The sequence below is a fragment of the Flavobacterium anhuiense genome (genome assembly GCF_900101855.1).
Classification (GTDB): domain Bacteria; phylum Bacteroidota; class Bacteroidia; order Flavobacteriales; family Flavobacteriaceae; genus Flavobacterium; species Flavobacterium anhuiense.
In genome coordinates, this window is sequence record NZ_FMVC01000001.1 from 826,391 (window position 1) to 850,777 (window position 24,387).

Sequence of the window (24,387 nt, forward strand, 5' to 3'; positions counted from 1 at the left end):
TTAAGATTTGAATCTGCCGAAAATAGGGCTTTCTCAAATCATGCTGTAAGATAAAACATAAAAATGGGAAATATATTTCAGGATAAAAAGTTAAAAATTTGTTTTAAGTCATAAAACGGACAGAAAAGGGTTTTTGAGAAAAATATTTTTAAAAAATAGAAAGTAGAAAAGCTAATTTGGGAATATTTTGCGTACAAAAAAACACGTTTTTTTATTTAACAGCGCTTTAGTTTTTATCCATAAAAAGCAAAATAAAAAAAATACTATCTTTACCGATCAAACGTTTATGAACTTAAGCTGCATTTTGGCAGCACTACATATATAATTATGGCATGTACAAGTTGTTCAACCTCAGACGGTGGCGCACCAAAAGGTTGTAAAAATAATGGGACTTGCGGCACCGATAGCTGCAACAAATTGACGGTTTTTGACTGGCTTTCTAACATGAGTCCGTCTAATGGAGAGGCGATTTTTGATTGTGTTGAGGTTCGTTTTAAGAACGGACGCAAGGAATTTTTTAGAAATTCAGAGAAATTAACTTTAAGTATTGGCGATATTGTAGCAACTGTTGCTTCGCCAGGACATGATATTGGAATTGTGACTCTTACAGGAGAATTGGTAAAGATTCAAATGAAGAAAAAAGGGGTGAATTACGAAAGTAACGACGTTCCGAAAATTTACAGAAAAGCATCTCAAAAAGATATCGATATCTGGTCTGTTGCCCGAGATCGCGAAGAACCAATGAAAGTTCGTGCGCGTGAATTGGCGATTCAGCATAAATTGGAAATGAAAATTTCGGATATCGAATTTCAAGGAGACGGATCAAAAGCGACTTTTTACTATACAGCAAATGATCGTGTCGATTTTAGAATGCTGATTAAAGATTTTGCTAAAGAATTCAGCACCAGAGTAGAAATGAAACAAGTGGGTTTTCGTCAGGAAGCGGCGCGTTTAGGCGGAGTTGGTTCTTGCGGACGTGAGCTTTGCTGTTCGACTTGGTTAACAGATTTCAGAAGCGTGAATACTTCTGCAGCGCGTTATCAGCAGTTATCATTGAATCCGCAGAAATTAGCGGGACAATGCGGAAAGCTGAAATGCTGTCTAAACTATGAGTTAGACACTTATATGGACGCTTTAAAAGATTTTCCTGATTACGATACCAAATTGATTACCGAAAAAGGTGATGCAGTTTGTCAAAAACAGGATATTTTTAAAGGATTAATGTGGTTTGCTTATACCAACAACTTTGCAAACTGGCACGTTTTGAAAATTGATCAGGTTAAAGAAATTATTGCTGAAAACAAGCTGAAGAATAAAGTTTCTTCTTTAGAAGATTTTGCTATTGAGGTTACTTCAGAACCAGAAAAAGACTTCAATAACGCAATGGGACAAGAGAGCTTGACTCGTTTTGACCAGCCAAAAAGAAAGAAAAAACCAAATCGCAAGCGTAAACAAAATGCAGAGGCGGCTGGTGTTGCAGCTCCAGCAAAACCACAGCAGGAAAAAAATGCGAATAACGCTAAGCCAGCAGGAAATAATAATCCGAATAATGGAAGCGCTAATGGCAATGGAAATAAGCCAAACAATCCAAACAAGAATAAGAAGAAGCATAATTCGAATAAAAACAATCCGAATAAGCAGAATTCTAATGAAAATAAACCTGCTGAACCTAGAAAACCAATAACGAATACTAAAAATGAGAATAAAAAATAGCGGAATTCTTCTGTTGGCAGCGATACTTCTTTTTTCTTGCGACAAAAAAAGAGTATTCGATGAGTATAAATCTGTTGGAAGTGCTTGGCATAAAGACAGTATTATAACCTTTGATCTGCCGGTTTTAGATTCTACAAAAAGATACAATGCTTTTGTAAACATACGAGATAACAACAATTATCCGTTTAATAATTTGTTTTTGATTGTTTCGATGGAAATGCCAAACGGATTTACAAAAGTGGATACTTTGGAATACCAAATGGCTGAGCCGGACGGAACATTATTAGGAAACGGATTTTCAGATATAAAAGAAAGTAAACTGTATTACAAAGAAGATGTAAAGTTTAGAGGAAAATACAAAGTTCACATCAAACAAGCCGTTAGACAATCAGGTAAAATTCCTGGTGTTGAAGCTTTACAAGGAATTACAGACGTTGGTTTTAGAATAGAACAAAAAGATTAGAAAATAGTTATGGCTGCTAAAAAAAACAATCAATCTAACAAGGATATTAATTATTACAAAAAGAAATTCTGGAGGGTTTTTGCATACTCCCTTTTAGGAGTTTTGGCCTTCTTTTTATTTGCCTCTTGGGGTTTATTTGGATCTATGCCTTCGTTTGAAGATTTAGAAAATCCAGATTCAAACCTTGCTACTGAAATTATCTCTTCTGACGGCGTAGTGTTAGGTAAATATTTTAAAACCAATAGATCTCAGCTTAAATATTCTGATTTGCCTAAAAATTTAGTTGAAGCGCTTGTTGCTACCGAAGATGCACGTTTCTACGAGCATTCAGGAATTGACGGACGTGGAACTTTGAGAGCCGTTTTTAGTTTAGGAACAAACGGAGGAGCGAGTACCTTAACACAACAGCTTGCAAAACAATTATTTCATGGTGAAGGTTCTAAGTTTTTGCCTTTCAGGATTGTACAAAAAATAAAGGAATGGATTATCGCTATTCGTCTAGAAAGACAATATACAAAGAATGAAATTCTGGCAATGTACTGCAACGTTTATGACTTCGGAAATTATTCTGTTGGAGTAAGTTCTGCAGCGCAAACTTATTTTTCTAAAGATCCAAAAGATTTGACCATAGACGAATCGGCTATTTTGGTTGGAATGTTCAAAAACTCAGGTCTTTATAATCCAGTTCGTAATCCACAAGGAGTAAAAAACCGTCGTAATGTGGTTTTATCTCAAATGGCAAAAGCAAAAATGATTTCAGAAGCTGAAAAAGAAAGACTTCAAGCATTGCCAATTACGTTGAAATTTAAATTGGAAAGCCACCGTGAAGGTATAGCGACTTATTTTAGAGAATATCTTCGTGATTACATGAAGAAATGGGTTGCAGAAAATAAAAAGCCAGACGGATCTGATTACGACATTTACAAAGATGGTCTTAAAATTTACACGACGATAGATTCTAGAATGCAAACTTATGCTGAAGAAGCGGTTGCTGCTCACATGCAAAACCTTCAACAACAGTTTTTTATTGATCAAAAAAACAATAAAAACGCTCCTTTCGTAAATATTACACAAGCTGAAACAGACAGAATCATGATGCAGGCGATGAAGAATTCTGTTCGCTGGGCTCAGATGAAAGAAATGGACAAAAGCGAAGATGATATCATTGCTTCATTCAAAGTAAAAACAAAAATGCGTGTCTTTACTTGGAAAGGAGAAAGAGATACTGTAATGACTCCATTAGATTCTATCCGTTACTACAAGCACTTTCTGCAATCTGGTTTAATGTCAATGGAACCTCAAACTGGAGCAATTAAAGCTTGGGTTGGTGGAATTAACTACAAATATTTCCAATACGATCACGTAGGACAGGGGGCAAGACAAGTAGGTTCTACTTTCAAGCCTTTCGTTTATGCAACGGCAATCGAAGAACTGAATATGTCTCCTTGCGATTCAATTCTTGACGGACCATTTATGATTCATAAAGGACGTCACCACGTAACAGAAGATTGGGAGCCAAGAAACTCTGATTACAGATACAGAGGAATGGTAACTTTAAAACAAGCTTTGGCAGCTTCTATCAATACAGTTTCAGCTAAATTAATTGACAGAACAAGCCCAGAAGCTGTTGTAGAATTGACTAAAAAATTAGGAGTTAAAACAGAAATTCCAGTTCAGCCTTCAATTGCACTAGGTGCAGTTGATATTACAGTTGAAGATATGGTTGCAGCGTATAGCACATTTGCTAACCAAGGAGTGTATGTAAAACCACAGTTTTTAAGCAGAATTGAGAACAAAAGTGGTGAGGTTATCTACGAGCCAATTCCAGAGTCTCATGACGTTTTAAATAAAGATATTGCTTTTGCAGTAATTAAATTGCTTCAAGGGGTAACAGAAAGTGGTTCTGGTGTACGTTTGCGTACACAAGGCGGAGGAAGCGGAGATAACCGTTGGACAGGTTACCCATATATGTTTACAAACCCTATTGCAGGTAAAACAGGGACAACGCAAAATCAATCTGATGGATGGTTTATGGGAATGGTCCCTAACTTAGTAACTGGAGTTTGGGTTGGATGTGAAGATCGTTCAGCGCGTTTCAAAAGTTTGACTTACGGACAAGGAGCTACAGCAGCTTTACCAGTTTGGGGTTATTTCATGAAAAAGTGTTATGCCGATAAAAATCTTCAGATTTCAAAATCTGAATTTGAGCGTCCAGCAAACCTCTCTATCAAAGTAGATTGCTATCAAAGACCAGCTGTAGTAAAAGATACTACACAAACGGAACAAAATACTGATGAATTTGAATTGTAACATTGTTGCAATAAAATGCATCTAATTATATTTCAATCCCTTTACGATTCTTTTAGAAGATTAGTAAAGGGATTTTTATTTCGGTTTTATTTTTACGAAATCGTTATAATTTAATCTAAAAATCTTATTTTTATCAAAAATATTCAGCAATAAAGATAGTTTGTTATGATAACAAAAAAAGTAAATAGCGTTCAGGAAGCTATTGAAGGAATTAAAGACGGCATGACCATCATGTTTGGTGGTTTCGGATTGTGCGGTATTCCTGAAAATACAATTGCAGCATTAGTCAATACATCAATTTCAGATTTAACTTGTATTTCTAATAATGCTGGAGTTGATGACTTTGGTTTGGGATTACTATTGCAAAAAAAGCAGATCAAAAAAATGATTTCTTCTTATGTGGGAGAAAATGCCGAGTTCGAACGTCAGATGCTTTCTGGAGAATTAGAAGTTGAATTAACTCCACAAGGAACTCTTGCAGAACGCTGTCGTGCAGCTCAGGCAGGAATTCCGGCATTCTTTACACCAGCTGGTTACGGAACGGAAGTAGCAGAGGGAAAGGAAGCACGTGAATTCAACGGAAAAATGCACATCATGGAAGAAGCTTTCAAAGCCGATTTTGCCATTGTAAAAGCTTGGAAAGGCGACGAAGCTGGAAACCTTATTTTTAAAGGAACAGCAAGAAACTTTAATGCTTGTATGGCGGGCGCAGGAAAAATAACAATTGCTGAAGTGGAAGAATTGGTTCCGGTTGGTTCTTTAGATCCAAATCAGATTCATATTCCGGGAATTATGGTGCAGCGTATCTTTCAAGGAGAAAAGTTTGAAAAGAGAATTGAACAACGTACAGTAAGAACTAGAAATTAGATAATGAGAAAATGTGATAATTAGATAATTTAATACATCGTGTAAAGAATTATCTAATTATCAAATTCTCTAATTGACACATTATTATGGCACTTAGTAAAGAAGAGATAGCAAAACGAATTGCAAAAGAGGTAAAAGACCGTTATTTCGTGAATCTTGGAATTGGAATTCCGACTTTGGTAGCGAATTATGTTCGAGAAGATATAGCGGTAGAATTTCAAAGTGAAAATGGCGTTCTCGGAATGGGACCTTTCCCTTTTGAAGGAGAAGAAGATGCCGATATTATCAATGCGGGAAAACAAACCATTACAACGCTTCCGGGTGCAAGTTTCTTTGATTCGGCGTTTAGTTTTGGAATGATTCGAAGCCAAAAAGTAGATTTAACTATTTTGGGAGCAATGGAGGTTTCTGAAAACGGAGACATCGCAAACTGGAAAATTCCAGGCAAAATGGTTAAAGGAATGGGAGGCGCAATGGATTTGGTGGCTTCCGCCGAAAATATCATTGTAGCCATGATGCATGTAAACAAAGCAGGAGAGTCAAAAATCTTAAAAAGATGTACTTTGCCATTAACGGGCGTAGGATGCGTTAAAAAGGTTGTTACTGAGCTTGCAGTTCTGGAAGTAACCGAAAAAGGTTTTAAGCTCTTAGAACGAGCGCCAGGCGTGTCAGTCGAACACATCATCGCCTCAACCGAAGCCGATTTGATTATTGAAGGGGAAATTCCTGAAATGTTAATTTAGGAGAAATTGCCGCAAAGGCACAAAGACTCGAAGTATTTTGTAAAAGAGAAAAACAAAAAAACCGCCCAATAAGGCGGTTTTTATCTTAAAAAAACTTTGTGACTTAGTGCCTTTGTGGCAAAAAATATTATAAGTTAAAAGAAGCCCCTAAACTAAAAGTAGCTTGATTATTCAAATGATAAAAAGGATCATTGTTTGAACCGTATTTTGCAATTGGGAATCCGATTTCTGTGAAAACACCAAATCCGTCAGTAAAGAAATAACGACCGCCAACGTGTCCGCCGAAATTATGTAAGCCTAAGCTTAATCCAGGGTAAACGTCCAATTCTTTTACGCCAATTACACTAGATAAGTTAGCATTGATTCTTGCTTTTGCATCAAAACGATCTGAAAAATCTGGTTCAGCATCATAATAAGCATTTGTGTTGCCGTGGTAGTAACCATTGAAGTTGTCAAATCCTAGGATATAGTTAGCAACAAAACCAAAAGAGAAATTTTCTCCTAAACCAAAATCAACAGAACCTTGAATTCCAGAACCACCATCTTGTAAATTAGCTCCTACGTTTACTTTAATATCTCCCTTTCCTTTGAAAGCTTCTTGAGCATTAACAAATCCGAATGTCACTAAAAACAAAAGTGTAATAACCTTTTTCATAAAAATTTAATATTAATTATTTGGGCAGCAAATGTAACTTTTAAACAAATTAATTCCTACCTTTTTCGTTAAAATAGAGTTCGTTTAATGGCTCACTTTGCCAGTACTCCTTGGTGTCGACATCTAAAATTGTAAGCGGACCTCTAAATGCAGCGCCTGTATCTACGTTCCAGACACACGCTTTATTTACAGGAACCGTTTCGCCGATTCGGGTAACAGGTGTGTGGCCAATATAAACTTCCTTATAAACGGTAAATCTTTTGGGATAGTGTAGGTCGTCTTCTTTTAATTTAGGGTCTAATGAAAGAGCTGTTTCCCAAAGTGTTCTATCCCAATAAAATAGTTTTGAAAAATATTCCCATTTTACACCATTCAAATTGGTAAAGCCAGCATGAACAAACAAACGATTCTGATCATCAAGATAATAATCCTGCAGATTTTCTAGAAATTCGATATGAGCTCTTTTTTTCTCTTCAGAAATTTTTGCGTAGCCTTCAACAGTAGCTTTTCCGCCATGTTTGTACCACATTTCTTCATCAAAATCATCGTGTCTTTCTTCTAACCAGTCTAAAGCAAGCTGGTCATGGTTTCCTCTTATGCAGATGATATTTTGTTTGCTTTTTAAATCAATTAAATAGTCAATTACTTCAACAGACTGACTCCAGCCGTCAACATAATCGCCCAAAAAAATGAGAGTATCTTCAGTAGTAACTTTGGCTCTCTCGAGTACTTGTTCAAGTGCAAGTAATCCGCCATGAATGTCACCTATAACAAATGTTCGCATTATTTAATTTTTCGAGTAAAAGAACAAAAATAGAAAGAATAATTGGTTTGGGCTCATCGAATTCGCATTCTTTAAAAATTGATATGATTTATAACTACTTACAGCGTTTTTTTATTGTTTTTCCTTTTTAAATTTGCAATATGTCTGAAACACCAACATATCGTAAAATAATTCACATTGATATGGATGCCTTTTATGCATCGGTAGAGCAGATGGACAATCCAGAGTTAAGAGGAAAACCCGTTGCGGTTGGCGGTTCAGAGAATCGCGGTGTGGTTTCTGCAGCTAGTTACGAAGCTAGAAAATTTGGAGTTCGGAGTGCTATCAGTGGAGTTTTAGCCAAAAAATATTGTCCAGAAATTATCTTCGTCAGACCAAGATTTGACCGCTATAAAGAGATTTCATCCAAAATTCATAAAATTTTTCATGAATACACTGACCTAGTAGAACCTCTTTCGCTTGACGAAGCTTATTTAGATGTTACTAAAAACAAAAAAGGAAATCCGAGCGCAAGTCTTCTAGCACAGGAAATTAGAACCAGAATTTTTAATGAAGTCGGACTAACGGCATCAGCAGGTATTTCAGTCAATAAATTTGTGGCCAAAATTGCCAGCGATTATAACAAACCAAACGGACAAAAAACCGTAAACCCTGATGAAGTGGAAGCTTTTCTGGAAGATCTTCCGATCCGTAAATTTTATGGAGTTGGAAAAGTTACTACGGAAAAAATGTATCAACTCGGAATTTTTACGGGAACCGATTTGAAAAGCAAGTCTTTGGAGTTTTTAGAGAAACACTTCGGTAAATCTGGAGCTTTTTATTACCATGTTGTTCGAGGAATTCATAACAGTGAAGTAAAATCTTCTCGAATTGCTAAATCTGTTGCGGCAGAGCATACTTTTGATGTGAATTTGTCTTCTGAAATTTTCATGATGGAACAATTGGAACGAATTGCAAGTTCGTTAGAAAAGCGTCTAAAGAGGTATAATGTTTCAGGGAAAACCATTACGCTCAAAATTAAATACAGCGATTTCTCGCAACAGACAAGAAGCAAGACTTTGCCTTATTTTATTTCTGATAAAAGTTTGATTATGGAAAATGTCGAAGAACTATTGTACCAGGAAAAAATGAAGGATTCTGTTAGATTGCTTGGAATTTCATTAAGTAATTTGAATACCGAAGTAAAAAAAGCAGTTGCGGTTCAATTAAAATTTACATTTTGATAATGATTTTTAATCGTATATTAAGATTCATGTCTTTTTATAACAGGATTTTTCTTGTATCTTTGAGGAAAAAGATCTATTCATCTTCTGAATTGTTTTAATATGAAAAATAAAAATTCTGATGATCTAGTGCAGCGAAATTCAGTTCCAATCTTATCTTGGGATTTTCATTATGAATATTTAAATGAGCTAAAAGCGTTAAGCAGTGATTTGGAGAGAGTCAGTAAGATTTCAGATGAATTTGTCTGGGATGAGAAAAAGCTCAATATTCAAGAGAGAATTAAACAAGAAGTTGTTTTGGTGACTGATCTAAATCTGAAAATAGTTTTCGCTTCTAGCGGCCTAAAAAGAATGACAGGTTACAAAGAGGAAGAAGTTTTAGGAAAGACGCCGAAGATGTTTCAAGGTCCAGCAACTTCCCAAAAAGATTTAAAGGAGATCAGGGAAGCGGTTAAAAAACAGATTCCTTTTGCAAAAACGCTTGAAAATTATAGAAAAAATGGACAAACTTATAAATGTAAAATTGATGCTTCGCCAGTTTATAACTTGAAAGGAGAAATATCACATTTTATAGCTTTTGAAAAACAAGATTTAAGCGCTTAATTGGCCACGAAGGCTCAAAGACGCAAAGATGTTTTGAAAAAGAAGAAAAAATAAAGCCACCAATAGGTGGCTTTTATTATAAAAAAACTTTGTGTCTTAGTGTCTTTGTGGCAGAACACTTTTACAAGTTTGCAAAGAAATCATTTCCTTTATCGTCTGTAATGATGAATGCAGGAAAATCTTTAACCGTGATTTTACGTACAGCTTCCATTCCTAACTCTTCAAAGTCAACAACTTCAACTTTTAAGATGTTATCTTGAGCCAAAATAGCAGCAGGACCTCCAATAGAACCTAAGTAGAATCCGCCGTATTTATTGCAGGCGTCAGTAACTTGTTTAGTTCGGTTTCCTTTTGCAAGCATAATCATACTTCCGCCATTTTTCTGGAATTCATCCACATAAACGTCCATACGACCCGCAGTTGTTGGTCCGAAGCTTCCTGAAGCCATTCCTTCTGGGGTTTTTGCTGGACCAGCATAATATACTGGGTGATTCTTGAAATAATCAGGCATTGGTTTTCCAGCATCTAGTAATTCTTTGATTTTTGCGTGAGCAATATCTCTAGCAACAATTACAGTTCCGTTTAATTTTAAGCGCGTTTTAACAGGATATTTAGATAGTTTTGCTAAAATATCTGCCATTGGCTGATCTAAATCAATTTCTACAGGAGCTTCTAAATGAGGAGCTGTTTCTGGCAAAAATTGTTTTGGATTTGTTTCTAACTGTTCAACAAAGATTCCGTCTTTAGTGATTTTCCCTTTGATGTTTCTATCTGCAGAGCAAGAAACTCCAAGTCCAACCGGACAAGAAGCGGCGTGACGAGGCAAACGGATTACACGAACGTCATGTGTGAAATATTTTCCTCCAAACTGAGCACCGATGGCACTTTCTTGGCAGATTTTTTGAACTCTTTCTTCCCATTCGTGATCACGAAAAGCCTGACCAGCCATATTTCCAGATGTTGGAAGATTGTCGTAATATCCAGCAGAAGCCTTTTTAGCGGCGCTTAAGTTGGCTTCAGCAGAAGTTCCGCCAATAACTAAAGCCAAGTGGTATGGAGGACAAGCAGAAGTTCCTAAATCTTTGATTTTAGTGCGAATGAATTCGTCAAGTGATTTTTCATTCAATAAAGATTTTGTCTGCTGATATAAATACGTTTTGTTTGCAGATCCTCCACCTTTTGCCATAAACAAAAATTCGTAAGAAGCTCCTTTTTTAGCATAAATATCAATTTGTGCAGGAAGATTTGATCCTGAATTCTTTTCTTCAAACATCGAAATCGGAACAATCTGAGAATAACGTAAATTTCTTTTTTGATACGTATTGAAAATACCGCGGCTTAACCATTCTGCATCGTCAACACCTGTAAAGATGCTTTCTCCTTTTTTCGCCATAACGATTGCAGTTCCTGTATCTTGACAGCTTGGTAACTGACCTTCAGCCGCAACAGATGCATTTTGAAGTAAATTGTAAGCTACAAATCGATCGTTGTCAGTAGCTTCTGGATCATCAAGAATTTTTCTTAGTTTTTGCAAATGAGAAGTTCTCAACATAAATGAAACATCTGTCAAAGCTTCTTCTGCCAATAACTCTAAACCTTTTGGGTCAACGGTTAAAACTTCACGTTCTCCAAATTTTTCAACTTTTACATAATCAGAAGTGATTTTGCGGTACTGCGTATCATCTTTTAAGATCGGATAAGGATCTTGGTATATAAAATCAATCATTAGTTTTGTTTTTTTACAAATTTAGAAATTATTTACCTAAGAAAGAATTTGAATAAGAACTCTTGAGCAGTTTTATGATTTTTATTCGGTGCTATTAAATTGATCAAAAGTCATCTTTTTTTCGAAGTATGGTTTGTCTTTTGCAGATAACAGAATCTTCTTCCATTTGTTGTCCTTTAATTCGAAAGATATTGAGTCAGAGTGCGAAAGGATTCCCATGTCTAGGTTTTCATCTTCATCTGCAGGTACAAATGCAACAGTTTTGCAATAAAAAGATTTTGGGTCAGAGTTTGCTGACGGATTTTCTATTTCGACCCAGCTTCCCCAGCCACTATCAGACATTGTACTCCATTGGTGAACTAGCTGTAGACCTTTGTTTTTAAGATAATACAGATAGTTGTCATGGGAATAGCCACAAGCGGGATAGCCAACGGTAAGTTGTATAAAAGGAGAATTTTTAGAAGTTTCAGATGTCAATCCATAAGACGCCATCCATTCAGAACCTTTTTCAAAACCTTTGATAGCAATTTTTGAAGATGCGGTTTTGGTTTTATTCTGATAAAAATCCAATCGGTATTTTACAGTAACAATACTGTCCTTATCTGCCTGCTGATCTACTAAATGAGCCAGAATGTAATCTGTAGACGATTCTGTCCCGTCAGAATAAATAGAAATCGTGTCAGTTTTAATGATTTTTTCATCATTTGTAACTTCCAATGTTTCTTGCGGTTCCATGATTTCTGCAATTGGGGCAGCAGCATCTGTTGGTTTTGTTTTTTGGCATCCTATTAAAACGAGCAGGAAGAAAAGAGTGTGGATTTTCATAATTATAATTCAAAAGTGATTTTATTCAACAGATAGAACTAAAAGTTTCTTTTTTTGATAAAGTTCTGCTAGCGATATTTTTTCGCCATTAAGATAAAAAAGCTGGTCTTCGTATTTCACTTCGTAAGGATCAATTAAAAAGCAATAATTGTCCCTGTCGTTTAAAACACTCAAGTTGTCCTGATTTAATTCCACAATTTCAACATAATTGATAATATTGAGTTTGTGGGCTTCTTCTAAAGTTACGGGCGTAGTCTCATCATATCTGAAAAAGAATTTTTCTCCACCTCCAGGCATTCCAAACCAAGGCATCGCTTTTCCTGAAACCAGCGAAATATAATCCGGAACTTCATTGATGATAAATAATTTCTGGTCCATAGTTTCAAAAAACTCTGGGAGAGATTTGTTTTCAAAAGCTTCCTTTTCTTTCCAAAAATAAAGCCCTTGATTTTGCCAGGAAGGGTCTTGAGGATCTGGTGCGGTGTTAGCATCAGAATAGTGCATAAATAATTCGCGAGGCATAAACGCAAGAAGCGAGTCATTAATGAGCCAGTCCATTTTGTTTGTGTCGAATTTGTTTTGTGCTGATACAGTCTTTTCTGTAGGTTTTGGCTCTTCAGCGCATTCGAATTTTTCGGAACTCTTAGATTCCTTTTTTTTACTTAAAAACCATTTAAACATATTTGGGGGAATATTTAATTGTTTTATTTATGTTAGAAGGCTAAAGTATAAAATTATAAGAGGTTTTTTATAAAAAATCAAAAAATAATGTAGGATAATGCGTCTGATTCATGGGGTTGACTTATATCAAAACTTTAAAACAACAATCTTTATTTGTTGTTTTAAAGATCTTTAAGAAAAATAAGAAGCGTTTATTTTGATGCTTTTGCTTGTCTTAGAAAAACCAAGTTGCTACAAAAATCGCCGTAATAACACAGATTAAATCCACCAATAGCATTGTGCCTAATGCATAACGAGTGTTTTTGATGTTTACAGAACCAAAGTAAACCGCAATAACATAAAATGTACTTTCGGCGCTGCATTGGAAGATACTGCTCAATCTAGCGGTCAAAGAATCGGCTCCGAATGTATTCATCGAATCGATTAAGAAACCTCTCGAACCTGCGGAGCTAAACGGACGCAACATGGCAACAGGAAGCGCATTTGTAATTTCTTTGCTTACGCCAAGATTCGAAAAGATAAATCCGATCGCATCACTGATGATTTCAAATAAACCGCTGTTTCTAAAAAGCGAAATTGCAACTAACATTCCTAAAACATATGGAAAAATTGTAACTCCAGTTTTAACTCCGTTATTGGCTCCAACAACAAAAGTATCGAACACAGTAGTGTCTGCTTCTCTGAATTTTTTCTCATGTTTGAAAGAAAAAATTAGCGTAAACACTATAATCGCCAATAAAATTAATCCAGAAAGGTTAGAGGTAAAATAGTTTTTTCCAATTAAATCTAAATGATTCACATACATCAATAAACCAACAATTGCAGCAATTAATCCCATTAAACCAATTAAAAGTGAAGCACTTTTGAAATTGATTTTCTGTTTGACTCCGACAATTAAAAAAGCTGCAATGGTTCCGATAAACGACGTAATGATACACGGCAGCATCACATCAGCAGGATTACTGGCATTTGCGGCAGCGCGATAACCGATAATTGAAGTTGCGATTAAGGTTAATCCAGAAGCGTGAAGACACATAAACATGATTTGTGCGTCGCTGGCTTTATCTTTTTCAGGGTTTATTTCCTGTAAACTTTCCATTGCTTTTAATCCAAAAGGTGTTGCGGCCGAATCCAATCCCAAGAAATTGGCAGCAAAGTTTAAGGTCATGTAAGATATCGAAGGATGGTTTTTAGGAATGCTTGGAAAAACTTTTACAAATACAGGACTCAAGGCTTTTGCCAAGTTTCCAGAAGCTCCAGAAACGATTAAAAGTTCCATTAATCCGCAGAAAAAAGCCAAGTAGGCAATAAGAGGCAAAATTAAATCGACTAAAGTGCTTTTGCAAGTTGGCAGCAATCCGTCAGATTTTTGAAGACCGCTGTAAATTTTTACGGTTTTGTTTTTGTAAACATACGTTGTGTCAGCATTTAGCGTATCACGATTGATGATCATAGTCTGATCTGGAGCTTTTTGAATACTGTCTTTTAAGAAAGCTGGAAGCTCTTCGATGTATTTTTCAGACACTAAAATAGGATCATCTTTTTTTCCATTCAAAACAGAATCAATGGTATAAGTATTGGCAGTAAATAAACTGACTACAATAAAAAGAATCGAAGAAATAAAAATAACTAACCAAAATCTGCTCAATACCATAATTACATTTTTTTGTAAATGTAATTATTTAGCAATAAAATGCATAAATATTTTGTGTAATGAGGTAGGAATTTGAGTTGATATGTCGCCCCGATGGGGCTTTTTGAAATAGGAAAATTTCATTCGCTATAGATATTTCGCTCTTCCAGAGCTATTAAACGTTACAAACAAAATTATGTGCAAATGAAAAAGCTCTTGAAGAGCAAAATATTTATAGAAATCATTCAGGCTATAAATTGAAAAGCCTCAGCGGGGCGAAATCTAATTACCTATTTTGAAAAATTAATTATCCAATCACAACTTTGGTTTCCAAATAAGTTTCAAAAGCTTTAATTCCTTCAAACAGAATTGCCTTTTTTGAATTTTCAGTTTCATTAAAAAACTCTGTTTCAATTTTTACATGATCTTTTTTAATGGTTCGTTTCCAAATTCCAATTACTTTTCCGTTTTCTAAAATGATGGGTTTAAAAATGCCATTATTGGTAAAAGTTTTGGATTGATGATCTCCAGAAAATGAAGCTTCGCGTGTTTTGTATGAAATCAAAATTTCGTCAAATGCTGGCAGAAAATGTACACTTTCGCGAAAATTATCCTCTAAAGAACGATTCTTAGAAAACCAAAAAGTCTGATTATCAATAGTAATAGAGTTTAATTGCAACTCAATTGCGTTAATTGCTTTTTGGCAAATTGTTGGTGCAAAACCAGACCACCACGAAAAATCAAGTAAAGTTGCCGGACCATGACTTTCAAAATATCTCTGAGCAAGTTTTGCTAATCCTTCTTCTTTAGTCAATTTGGTTTTTGGCCGATCAACTCTTTCTTCGAGCAAAGCATACGTAATTTGTTTGCCTTTCATTCTGCCATTACAAACCAAACCATCCAATTCTGCATTCATCATAATGGCTGCACCTAAAAAATCTTCTTTGGATGTTTTTTTGATATTAAGCTCCTGCATAATTTCATCGCGAGTCAAATGATTGTTTCCCGCCAGTAGTTTTTCAATAGTATTATTGATCTGAATGAGCTTTTTTTCATCCACTCCAAATTTTTTAGCACCTGAAATGGCCAGCTTTTTTATTTGCGGAGCAGAAAGATCAAGCATCCAATAAATATCATCTGCAGAAACAAAATGCCAGGTAGGACGAAGAATGTGCGTTCGAATAATTTTTCCCGAATTAACGGCTTCCTCAATTTCTTTTTCAGAGGCATTGCAACGTGAACCAATTGCCCATTTTGCCATGGCATAATCCTGAGCCTGCATAGCGCCAAAATGATATACTATTTCCTGAGGAGAACATTGATTTTCCTGATAAAGCTTCTGAGAAGCCATGCGATGATGTGAAATTTCGGAATGAATCATTTTAAAACATATAAGTTATTTGAGTTCATTTAAACAGCGTAGCTAAAAAACTTAGCATCTCAGAACCTTAGAATCTTAGCAACTTTAAAGTTACACATGAATAATCTCATCTTCAATCAGTAAATCTTCTCGACGTAAACGCAAGAAAATCTGAGCTACAGCAATCGTGTCTTTTTCGCAATACGTAATAATTCTGTCAATATCTTTTTCGACGTAATAGACATGAGCAACTTGACTTCCGTCAATATCGCCTTTTGGCGAAGGAACACCAAGAATCTTCGTTAGCAATTTTAAAGAAGTAAAATGCTTGTAATCGCCAAACTTCCATAACTCTAAAGTATCTAAATGCGGAATTTCCCAAGGTTTTTTGCCGAATAAATTCAGTTTGTCTGGAATAGGCATTTGGTTGATGATCATTCTTCGGGCAATAAAAGGAATATCAAATTCTTTAGAATTATGTCCGCACAACAAATGCTGAGGCTGATTAAAATGATTGTTAATCAGATTGGAAAAGTCCTTTAGGATTTTCTTCTCTTCACCAAAAAATGAAGTTACTCTAAAATTTCGAACGTCTCCTTTGATGGTAAAGAAACCAACCGAAATGCAGATTATCTTTCCGAACTCGGCCCAGATTCCGGCGCGTTCGTAAAATTCTTCTGGTGTAAACTCATCTTTTCGCTGATATTGCGTTTTCAAATCCCAAAGCGACTGCATTTCCGCGTCAAGCGAACTAAAGTTTTCTTCTTCAGGAACGGTTTCTATATCGAGAAAGAGAATATTGTTGAGATTAATTTTTTCAATCATAATCATTTATAGTGGTTTTGCCACGACCCGAGCGATAGCGAACAGGCGAAGCAATTCACGAATTGAACTAATTTTTATTCTGTATAAATGTACACAAATTTAAATTTTTAATCTGTTGCAAAATAATAAATGAATGAATTATCCTTCTTTTTAGTAGGATTTAAAACAGACTTTGCTGTGCAGACGGGCTTTCATGTTCTAAAAGCCATTTTTTACGTGACAATCCGCCAGCGTAACCGGTCAAAGATCCATTTGTTCCAATGACGCGATGACAAGGCACAACAATCCAAAGTGGATTTTTGCCATTTGCTGAGGCGACGGCACGAATTGCTTTTACATCGCCCAATTTTTTGGTCTGATCCATGTAGCTTACCGTTTTGCCGTATGGAATTTCTAGAAGTGATTTCCATACTTTCTGCTGAAATTCGGTTCCTTGCGGATTCAGTTTTAAATCAAAATTGGTTCTTTTGCCTTCAAAATATTCATTTAACTGCAAAACGGCATCTTGTAAAACCTTTGGAATTTCCTTAGAAACTTCATTTGTTCCAACATCAGAAACAGAAATTACAGAAATGCCGTTCTCATCTCCAATAATTTTGGTGATTCCTAGAGGCGAACTGATGTAAACTGTTTCCATAATTTTTAACCGCAAAGGCGCAAAAGTTTATCGCGAAGTTCGCAAAGTTTTTTTAATAATTCTCCAGCTTGAATTGATAGTTTAGACTGTTTTCAATCTTTTTACTTGAAATGGCCTTTTTAATATTCGATTTTTCAGAGCTAAAATTTGGTAAAGGCAAATTCATTTGGGCAGCTTTTTGAGTATAATATTCCTCTCTTATTGGATGAAAAGGCGCAGCAGCGTTAAAAACCTCATTCCATTTGGATTGATTTATGATGGCTTCAATAATGCCGATGCAATCATTCTGATGAATTAGATTAACAGGAGCATCTGGATTTTCAATATTTTCTTTTCCAGCTAAAAACTTGACAGGATGGCGATCTTCACCAATTAATCCAGCGAAACGAAGAATGGTAGTTTTAAAGTTTTGATTTTCTTGCAGCAATTTTTCAGCTAAAACCAATTGTTTGCCACTTTCGGTGTCTGGATTCGGAATGGTTTCTTCTGTTACAAGTCCATTATCATCGCCATAAACAGAAGTAGAACTTACAAAAAGAACTTTCTGAATCGTTGATTTTTCTATAAACGGAATTAGGTTTTTGATTTTTTCGACAAAAACTTTCTTCTCAGAACTTGGGTCAACTGTTCTTAGTTTTGGCGGAATATCTATAATTAAGATTTCGCTTTCAGCTAAAAAAACGGTTATGTTTTCAGAAACACTTTCGCTTTCAACAGTCACTAAAAACGGATTTATTCTCGCATCTTTCAAAATAGAAAGTTTGTCTTGTGAAGTTGTTGATCCGTTTACTGAATTACCTTTTGCAATTAATGCTTTTGCTAAAGGAAGTCCAAGCCAGCCGCAGCCAAGTATACTTATTTTTGTCATTTTTTCTTTTTAAGATGCAAAGTTACAAAGTTGCAGAGTTGCAAAGTTTTTTTCACGCAGATTTAAAAATGATTTAAGAAGATCTTGCAGATAATCATTTCAAATTGAATCTGTTCAATCTGCCAAATCTACCTGAAATAAAAAAGATTTACAAAGTTAACGTAAATCTGACTTTGTCTTTTCCTTTTGCACCCATTCGGTTATAGAATTTAATGGCTCTTGTATTAAATTCAGGTGTTTGCCATTGTATATTTACACAATTGTTTTGTTTTCCGATCTCTTTTAATTTTTCGATTAAAATTTCACCAATCCCAAAACCTCTTGTTTCTTCTTCCAAAAATAAACAGTCCATGTATAGAAATGTTTGTGCGTTCCAAGTAGAAAAATCAAAAGTATAGGATGTATAACCAACAATAGTTTCATTTGCGGCAACGACCAAGCAGAATAATTTAGGATTCTCGCCAAATAAAGCATTCTTCAAACCTTGTCCTTTTCCTTCTGGGGAGAATTCGGCCTTTTCAAATTCTGCATGTTTTTGAAGTAAAATGAGCAATTTGGGTAAATCTGTTATTTCACAGTTTCTTATTGAATATTCCATTGTAAATTGATTTCGTTTTGTAAAAAGCTGATAAAATGATGAAAATAATCAGGATAATTCTCTTTGGCTCGCGTGGCAATAAAGTGTTTTCGTTTCAAACCACTCTTTCCAATTTTTACAGCTTTAATAGGATTGTTTTTTAAATGTGGCTGCAGTGCCCATTTTGCCATAGACATAACGCCCATGTCGGCTTTTACCATTTCCAGAGAAGCTTCTGTTAATGGCATCGGAGTTATTTTCTTCGGATTTACTTTGGCTGGAGCCAAAAGAAACTGATGAATGGTAACGGTTTCAAGCGGAAGCGAATGAATAATCAGATGTTCGTTGATGAAATCTTCTGCAACTACATATTTTTTATCTGCCCAAGCATGATTTTCGGAAACGACCATTACCATTTCGTCTTGAAAAAGCTCGGTGTATTTTATATGACTGTCTTTAATGGTGTCGCTTACTATGGCAATGTCAATGGTATTTTCCAATAATTTCTGCAACGGAATGTGTGTTGCTTCGGCCACAATTTTTAATTCGACATTGGGATATAAAAGATGGAACTGCTTTAAAACCGATGGGAGCCAGTGATAACTCGAAAAACATTCGGTACTAATCCTGATTTCGCCAGATTCGCCAAAAACCATTTGTTTGATCTGAGTTTCAGTTTCAGCAAGTTTAGTAAGGATTTCATTGGCCACATCATAGACTTTTTCGCCTGCTTTTGTGAGAACTAATTTTTTGTTGACTCTCAAAAAAATAGCAGTACCCAATTGATATTCGGCTTCTTTGAGCTGATGGCTTAAAGCCGATTGTGTCAAATGAAGTTTATCGATCGCTTTCGTAATGCTTCCTTCTTCTACGATTGCTTTTATCAATTTTAAGTGGCGTATTTCCATTTTTGAAGAATTAATACACAAAGAAACAAAATTTTAAACTGGCTTTTGTATGAAAAAAAGTAATGCTGTTGATGAAATCTTTTCGTTTTTATGGCATGAAATCATCTTCTACTTTTGAAAAATAAAATCATTAAAAACACAATTAAAATGGAAGCACAAATTAAACATTACGAAAACAAGTTAGCTTATGAAATGGATCCTTCAGATTTATTCGAAGCATTAAACGATGGTGAAAAAATTATTGTAATTGATGCTAGAAGAGCTTTTGGTTACGATGAAGAACATATTCCGAATGCGATTAATATTCCGCATCGCGAAATGAATGCAGAAACCACAAAACATTTGGATAAAGAAGTGCTTTACGTTACTTATTGTACAGGAATTGGATGCAATGCTTCTACAAAAGGCGCACTAAATTTGACCAAACTCGGATTTAAAGTAAAAGAATTAATTGGCGGACTAGAATGGTGGAAGATTGATGGGTATGCAACAGAAGGAACAAAAGGCGAAAAACAAGCTTTGAAAATTGAATGCGCATGCTAAAAATAAAAAAGCAGACTTTATCAAAATTAAAGTCTGCTTTTTTGCTATTTATAGGGATTGTTCTATTCTGGTGTTACAGCTGGTTTTATGCTGTCTTTTGAAATCGCTAAACTGTCTACAACAGGAGCAGTTTCAATTGGTTTTACTGGTGGTGTATATCGTTTAATTTTCTGCTGAATCATAACAGCATCATTCAATACAAACGGTGTTGGCATCATCCAATTTTCTCTTGGTTTAACATTTAATAGCGGATTGCTCATTAAATCGAAAGAACTTTCAATTAAATCCATATCAAAAACAGAAGATTTATTGATGTAGAATTCCATCTCGAGTGGTTCATTGCCCACAACATAGTAACATAATATTTTTGAACCTTCACGTTCAAGACGATTAGTTTTTTCTCCCGAAGTGGCAACTCCATTTGCCTTAAAGTTGTAAAAAGTCATTTTTGGATTGGCAAAAATGTCATAACGATTTACTTTTCTGTTTGGAGTAATCTTAATTTTCAAGTATCTATTATTTCCAATCACGCTGTCTCTTAAAAACTGAATTGTAGGTTTTGGAACGTCAACTACAGGTGCTATTGCGCTGTAAGTAAATGTTGTATTGTATTTGCTGGTCAGCGGAAGCGTATTCAATCCAACTGCTTTTTGGTTTTTCTCGCCTAAATACGATTTAGTCCATTCATCCAAGTTCGTATCATAAGTTGTCCAGGCAGCAGAATTGTTATCGGCGTTATAGACATATAGTAAGCTATTTGATTTAGCTTTTCCATATTCATAGCCTGAATGATATCCTGCATAAATGAAAAATGCAATTGAAGTGATAAAGAAAACCACAATCCAAGCTCCTTTTTTAGCAAATGCTCCAAATATTGGCAACAGCAATCCGAATAATAGAACAGTCAAAACAGCACTTCCGTATAATATTTTAAGTCCAAGGCCAATTGGGAACATTACAATAAAAGGCGCAACAATTGCTAAGGCAGGAATACTGAAAAGTAGATTCATTCCCAGACTATAATGTTGTGTAAACACAAATATTCCGAATAGCAATATTCCGAAATAGACAGGAATAATTAAGAAGCCAGCTCCCGTTAAGCTGTTCGCTAAAAATGCATTAATGATAATCCAAAGCAGCAACGGAGCCACAAAATGGTTCATCGTAGTTTTTGCTTCAGAGAAATGATGGTAGAAAGCAAAGCAAATAGCTATGCTCAAAGTAACAAAAGCACCAATATAAGCGTGTCCGTTATAAGTAAATCCATTTAAAAGATCAGAGTACTGCGGATAAATTTCGAGAATAAGTTTCCATCCTAAAAATGTGACCAATCCAGCAATTATAATGGATCCTAAAAGCGGAACAAAACCTTTGAATATTTCTGTGAAAGTGATAATTCTTTTTACTTTTCCAACAAAAATGAATAGGACCAATAATCCAAAAGCAATCAGTGTCATTGGCATTACCCAAGTAAACGGATAACTGATGAAAGTAAAAGGAGCACTGAAATAAACATCATCTTCTGTAGATTCTGTCTGGTTTAAATCAATGTTGGTAAAGTATTTCAGCAAAGGCATGATGTAAGTGCCTTGATGCGCCAATGTAGTTTTGTTTAAATGCTGAACATCATCTTGCTGGGTGTGATAATTAAAATGCCCGTCAATAAAAGCAAAATTGAATCCTTGAATGTTTCCTTGTTCTCTAAAAACAGTCAAATCTGTATCATTTGGAAGCATTTTATAAATGCTGTACATCAAAGAATTTGAAACAGGATGAGAAGGCTTAGCTTTAGTAAATTCCTGAACCAAAGCCTGATTTCCTTTATTGGTTTCCATCAGCATATAGCTTGGACCAGAAGTTCCTCTTGCTTCAAAGTTTAAAACCAAACCAACGTCTTTTGCCCAAGGATGTTTGTTTACAAATAAAGCAGCACCGTTTAATCCTAATTCTTCTGCATCAGAAAATAGTATGATAATATCGTTTTTTTGAGGATGTTTGGAGTATAAAAAGGCGCGAACACCTTCTAAAATTGTTGCGACACCAGAAGCATCGTCGCTTGCACCTTTTGAGAAAGAATGTGGTGCACTGTCATAATGAGAAAGAAGTAAAAGTGCTTTTGTATTGTTTGTTCCTTTAATGCGAGCCAAAATATTTTTTGACTTCACCAAAAGACCTTTATCGTTTAGAGTAAAACCTTCCTGAACACTCGTTTCTAATCCGATTCTGTTTAATTCTAGTTTAAGATAATTTGCAACAAGTTCGTGATTCGTAGATCCGACATAATGTGGTTTCTGTGCTATAATCTCAACTTGATTTAAGGCTCTTTCGGTCGAAAATTCAGCAAGCGCTTCGTCGTCCTTAGAGATTCCTTGCGGCATCATCGTGGCGTATATAATGCCAAGTAAAGCTAAAACGCAGACTATGGCTAGAATTGAGGTGGGGTTTTTTCTCATGGTAAATTAATACTAACTATATTTCTTTTTTAACAAGCATAAAATAATCGTTGTCCAAGGAACGATAGCCTTGATCGTACAAGAAATAATATGTATTTCCTGTCTTGGTCTGTAAAATGTTTGTAAAGAACTCAAAATCAAATCCTTTTGTTAGTAATTTGTCTCGAGAAGCTTTAGATTTTCCATCCACATTTAACTCTGCCAAAATACGGTAATTTTTGCGTAACTTGTTGTTTATATTTCGCATGAAATTCGTACTATCTTTATTTATTTTGTTATTGTAGGCATTGCGACAACTGTCAGAACAGAATTTTTTGTCTTCTCGGCCGAAAATTTTGGCTGAGCATTCGAGGCATGTTTTCATGAATTCAATTTTTTAATTTCGTAAAGGTCAGATCTTCTGTCTTTTAATGTTTTTACACTTCCATGTTCATGAAGCTCCTTTAGCAATGTTAAATCAACATCAACAATAAGTGTCATTTCTGTATTTGGTGTTGCTTCTGCTTTGATTCCGTTACTTGGAAAAGCAAAATCGGATGGCGTAAATACAGATGATTGTGCATATTGAATATCCATATTGTTTACTTTCGGAAGATTTCCAACACAACCTGCTATGGCTACATAACACTCATTTTCGATGGCGCGCGCTTGCGAACAATGTTTTACACGAGTATAACCATTTTGGGTATCGGTTAAAAACGGCACAAACAAAATATCCATTCCTTCATCTGCCAAAAGTCTAGAAAGTTCTGGAAACTCAACATCATAACAGATTAGAATTCCGATCTTACCGCAATCGGTATCAAAGGTTTTAAATTGAGATCCGCCTTTCATTCCCCAATGAATAACTTCATTAGGCGTAATATGGATTTTGGTATACATTTCTGAAGTTCCATCTCTTTTGCATAAGAAACCAACATTGTAGAGATTTCCGCCTTCAACATAAGGCATGCTTCCCGTAATAATGTTGATGTTGTATGAAATGGCAAATTCTTGGAAACGCTTGCGAATTGGATCGGTGTGGCGTGCCAATTCGCGAATAGCTTCGGCTTCAGATAAATGATTATAATCGGCCATTAAAGGCGCGGTAAACAATTCTGGAAACAAAGCAAAATCAGAACCATAACCCGAAACGGCATCAATGAAAAATTCTGCTTGCTCAAAAAGCGCTTCGACATTATTCAATGGGCGCATCTGCCACTGAATCAATCCTAAACGGATAATTTCCTTCTTAACGTTAATCAGTTTTGGACTGTCATCATAGTAAATATTGTTCCATTCCAGCAAAACAGCAAACTCTTTCGATTCTTCATCTCCTTCCAAATAATTTTTAAGGATTCTTAAAACGTGGAAATCATTGCTCAGCTGAAAAGAAAGAACCGGATCGTACAGTTCTTTGGTGCGTACTTTTTCTATATACGCTTTGGGAGAGAGTTTTTTGGCGTGTTCTCTATAGTTCGGGATTCTTCCCGCAAAAACAATCGCTTTTAAATTCAGCTGTTCGCAAAGTTCTTTTCTGGCATCGTATAATCGGCGCCCCAAACGCAAGCCTCTATAATTTGGGTGAATAAAAACATCTATTCCGTATAAAATTTCCGCATTCGGATTGTGAGTAGAGAAGGTATAGTTTCCACTAATCTGTTGATAATTATGTCTTTTTTCTACCAACTTTTCATCAACAATAAGAGATAGGGCAGAGCCGACCACTTTTCCGTCAACCAAAATCACCAGCTGTCCTTCCGGAAAAATAGAAAGAAGTCTTTCTATGTCGTCAGATCCCCAATACGAATCGGCCATTTCTGGATACGATTCAATCATTGATTTCTTTAACTGTCTATAGTCCTCAATTTCAAGGTTTCTTAACTCTACTTTTTTAATTTTTGCCTGCATATCGTAAGATTTATCTCAAATATACAAAAAACAAATTCCATTTACAAACGCTTACAAATAGTTACACTCGATAGTAAATAGTTAATAACCGACTGTCACT

At 35.4% G+C, this 24,387-nt stretch carries 23 protein-coding genes; 8 read left to right on the top strand and 15 right to left on the bottom strand.

Annotation, left to right across the window (positions count from 1 at the left end; genetic code table 11):
• The first annotated feature begins 327 nt into the window (after positions 1 to 327).
• The 5 genes from BLP44_RS03545 (at position 328) to BLP44_RS03565 (ending at position 6,096) form a co-directional block, all read left to right on the top strand.
• Positions 328 to 1,713 carry a PSP1 domain-containing protein gene (locus BLP44_RS03545; RefSeq protein WP_091129400.1) on the top strand — a complete coding sequence of 462 codons (1,386 nt, stop codon included), beginning with the start codon at positions 328 to 330 and terminating at the stop codon, positions 1,711 to 1,713.
• Complete coding sequence (locus BLP44_RS03550; protein WP_008465585.1) at positions 1,697 to 2,176, top strand: gliding motility lipoprotein GldH; 480 nt, start codon at positions 1,697 to 1,699, stop codon at positions 2,174 to 2,176. Before BLP44_RS03545 ends, BLP44_RS03550 begins: the two co-directional genes overlap by 17 nt.
• A gap of 9 nt (positions 2,177 to 2,185) precedes the next feature.
• The gene (locus BLP44_RS03555) at positions 2,186 to 4,486 is read left to right on the top strand and encodes a penicillin-binding protein 1A (protein WP_066033260.1); all 2,301 of its coding nucleotides are present in this window, start codon (positions 2,186 to 2,188) and stop codon (positions 4,484 to 4,486) included.
• Between the two features lie 165 nt (positions 4,487 to 4,651).
• A complete protein-coding gene (locus BLP44_RS03560; RefSeq protein ID WP_066033261.1) occupies positions 4,652 to 5,353 on the top strand; it encodes a CoA transferase subunit A in 702 nt (233 codons plus the stop codon).
• Positions 5,354 to 5,439: 86 nt separating this feature from the next.
• Positions 5,440 to 6,096 (top strand): CoA transferase subunit B, encoded by a 657-nt coding sequence (locus tag BLP44_RS03565; RefSeq protein WP_091129403.1) that lies wholly within the window; start codon positions 5,440 to 5,442, stop codon positions 6,094 to 6,096.
• 127 nt (positions 6,097 to 6,223) lie between these two features.
• On the opposite strand, the gene BLP44_RS03570 is transcribed toward BLP44_RS03565, so the two are convergent.
• Together BLP44_RS03570 and BLP44_RS03575 are read right to left on the bottom strand one after the other, a co-directional pair.
• Positions 6,224 to 6,751, bottom strand: a complete 528-nt coding sequence (locus BLP44_RS03570; protein WP_008465570.1) for a DUF6646 family protein — start codon at positions 6,749 to 6,751, stop codon at positions 6,224 to 6,226.
• Between the two features lie 49 nt (positions 6,752 to 6,800).
• Entirely contained in the window at positions 6,801 to 7,535 is a 735-nt protein-coding gene (locus BLP44_RS03575; protein ID WP_008465568.1) for a metallophosphoesterase family protein, read from the bottom strand.
• A 140-nt stretch (positions 7,536 to 7,675) separates the two neighbouring features.
• Between BLP44_RS03575 and dinB the strand changes: the two genes are divergently transcribed.
• Both dinB and BLP44_RS03585 read left to right on the top strand, forming a co-directional pair.
• On the top strand, positions 7,676 to 8,758 hold the full coding sequence (gene dinB / locus BLP44_RS03580; RefSeq protein WP_008465565.1) for a DNA polymerase IV: 1,083 nt from the start codon (positions 7,676 to 7,678) through the stop codon (positions 8,756 to 8,758).
• 102 nt (positions 8,759 to 8,860) lie between these two features.
• A complete protein-coding gene (locus BLP44_RS03585; protein WP_066033263.1) occupies positions 8,861 to 9,361 on the top strand; it encodes a PAS domain-containing protein in 501 nt (166 codons plus the stop codon).
• Between the two features lie 121 nt (positions 9,362 to 9,482).
• Here BLP44_RS03585 and BLP44_RS03590 read toward each other — a convergent pair whose 3' ends face one another.
• From BLP44_RS03590 to BLP44_RS03635, 10 genes are all read right to left on the bottom strand, one after another.
• Positions 9,483 to 11,087, bottom strand: a complete 1,605-nt coding sequence (locus BLP44_RS03590) for a fumarate hydratase (RefSeq protein ID WP_091129407.1) — start codon at positions 11,085 to 11,087, stop codon at positions 9,483 to 9,485.
• Positions 11,088 to 11,168: 81 nt separating this feature from the next.
• Positions 11,169 to 11,912, bottom strand: coding sequence for a hypothetical protein (locus tag BLP44_RS03595; protein WP_008465561.1), 744 nt, complete (start codon positions 11,910 to 11,912; stop codon positions 11,169 to 11,171).
• 21 nt (positions 11,913 to 11,933) lie between these two features.
• Positions 11,934 to 12,593, bottom strand: coding sequence for a hypothetical protein (locus BLP44_RS03600; protein ID WP_091129411.1), 660 nt, complete (start codon positions 12,591 to 12,593; stop codon positions 11,934 to 11,936).
• Positions 12,594 to 12,807: 214 nt separating this feature from the next.
• Entirely contained in the window at positions 12,808 to 14,247 is a 1,440-nt protein-coding gene (locus tag BLP44_RS03605) for a nucleoside recognition domain-containing protein (protein ID WP_008465559.1), read from the bottom strand.
• A 286-nt stretch (positions 14,248 to 14,533) separates the two neighbouring features.
• On the bottom strand, positions 14,534 to 15,607 hold the full coding sequence (locus BLP44_RS03610) for a winged helix DNA-binding domain-containing protein (RefSeq protein WP_091129416.1): 1,074 nt from the start codon (positions 15,605 to 15,607) through the stop codon (positions 14,534 to 14,536).
• A gap of 90 nt (positions 15,608 to 15,697) precedes the next feature.
• On the bottom strand, positions 15,698 to 16,411 hold the full coding sequence (locus BLP44_RS03615; protein ID WP_008465557.1) for a 3'-5' exonuclease: 714 nt from the start codon (positions 16,409 to 16,411) through the stop codon (positions 15,698 to 15,700).
• Between the two features lie 160 nt (positions 16,412 to 16,571).
• Positions 16,572 to 17,048 carry a methylated-DNA--[protein]-cysteine S-methyltransferase gene (locus BLP44_RS03620; RefSeq protein WP_091129420.1) on the bottom strand — a complete coding sequence of 159 codons (477 nt, stop codon included), beginning with the start codon at positions 17,046 to 17,048 and terminating at the stop codon, positions 16,572 to 16,574.
• A gap of 52 nt (positions 17,049 to 17,100) precedes the next feature.
• Positions 17,101 to 17,916, bottom strand: coding sequence for an SDR family oxidoreductase (locus BLP44_RS03625; RefSeq protein WP_091129424.1), 816 nt, complete (start codon positions 17,914 to 17,916; stop codon positions 17,101 to 17,103).
• 148 nt (positions 17,917 to 18,064) lie between these two features.
• Complete coding sequence (locus BLP44_RS03630; protein WP_091129428.1) at positions 18,065 to 18,514, bottom strand: GNAT family N-acetyltransferase; 450 nt, start codon at positions 18,512 to 18,514, stop codon at positions 18,065 to 18,067.
• Complete coding sequence (locus BLP44_RS03635) at positions 18,499 to 19,401, bottom strand: LysR family transcriptional regulator (RefSeq protein WP_091129433.1); 903 nt, start codon at positions 19,399 to 19,401, stop codon at positions 18,499 to 18,501. Before BLP44_RS03635 ends, BLP44_RS03630 begins: the two co-directional genes overlap by 16 nt.
• A 147-nt stretch (positions 19,402 to 19,548) precedes the next feature.
• On the opposite strand from BLP44_RS03635, the gene BLP44_RS03640 reads away from it, so the two are divergent.
• Positions 19,549 to 19,944, top strand: a complete 396-nt coding sequence (locus BLP44_RS03640; RefSeq protein WP_091129435.1) for a rhodanese-like domain-containing protein — start codon at positions 19,549 to 19,551, stop codon at positions 19,942 to 19,944.
• A gap of 62 nt (positions 19,945 to 20,006) precedes the next feature.
• Here BLP44_RS03640 and BLP44_RS03645 read toward each other — a convergent pair whose 3' ends face one another.
• The 3 genes from BLP44_RS03645 to BLP44_RS03655 are packed head-to-tail and all read right to left on the bottom strand — an operon-like array spanning position 20,007 to position 24,287.
• On the bottom strand, positions 20,007 to 22,397 hold the full coding sequence (locus BLP44_RS03645; protein WP_162927268.1) for a M28 family peptidase: 2,391 nt from the start codon (positions 22,395 to 22,397) through the stop codon (positions 20,007 to 20,009).
• A 16-nt stretch (positions 22,398 to 22,413) separates the two neighbouring features.
• Positions 22,414 to 22,761, bottom strand: coding sequence for a hypothetical protein (locus tag BLP44_RS03650; RefSeq protein ID WP_008465546.1), 348 nt, complete (start codon positions 22,759 to 22,761; stop codon positions 22,414 to 22,416).
• On the bottom strand, positions 22,758 to 24,287 hold the full coding sequence (locus tag BLP44_RS03655) for a bifunctional GNAT family N-acetyltransferase/carbon-nitrogen hydrolase family protein (protein ID WP_008465544.1): 1,530 nt from the start codon (positions 24,285 to 24,287) through the stop codon (positions 22,758 to 22,760). Before BLP44_RS03655 ends, BLP44_RS03650 begins: the two co-directional genes overlap by 4 nt.
• Positions 24,288 to 24,387 lie beyond the last annotated feature (100 nt).